The following is a 564-nucleotide window of genomic DNA, read 5'->3' as shown; positions in this document are numbered from 1 at the left end:
ACTGAGATAGAGAGAAAACTGTTCGGAGGGTATGTACTTAGTGTGTAGCCCCCGAATAGAGAATTGCAATGGCAGAACCCACAGCAGACCCCGACGAATCGGCCGGTGCCCCGGGAATCGGCGATCAGTTCCCCCAGCTCACCGTGGAGACGAGCCACGGCGAACTAACTATCCCCGACGACTACGAGGGCAAGTGGCTCGTCCTGTTCAGCCATCCGGGCGACTTCACCCCCGTCTGTACCTCCGAGTTCGTCGCCTTCGAGCAGCGCCGTGACGAGTTCGAAGAGCTGAACGCCGAACTGCTCGGGCTGTCGGTCGACCGCGTACACTCGCACATCAAGTGGACCGAGTGGATCGAGGAGAACCTCGACGTCGACATTCAGTTCCCGATCATCGCTGACGACCAGGGCTCGGTCGGCCAGCGCCTCGGAATGATCCACCCGGGCGCGGGCACCTCCACCGTCCGGAGCGTCTTCCTCATCGACCCCGAGGGGACCGTCCGCATCGTCCTCACGTACCCGATGGAGATCGGCCGCAACATCGACGAGATCCTCCGCTCGCTGC

At 62.2% G+C, this 564-nt stretch carries 1 protein-coding gene; it reads left to right on the top strand.

The genetic code is table 11. The annotated features are described in order from the left end of the window. Positions 1–68 precede the first annotated feature (68 nt). Positions 69–564: peroxiredoxin (locus DEQ92_RS21600; RefSeq protein WP_115821765.1), on the top strand; the 496-nt coding region annotated here is incomplete at its 3' end.

This window comes from Haloferax sp. Atlit-6N (genome assembly GCF_003383195.1).
Classification (GTDB): Archaea; Halobacteriota; Halobacteria; order Halobacteriales; family Haloferacaceae; genus Haloferax; species Haloferax gibbonsii.
Note: the sequence above shows the minus strand (reverse complement) of the source record. Positions and strands in the feature narration are given on the sequence as shown.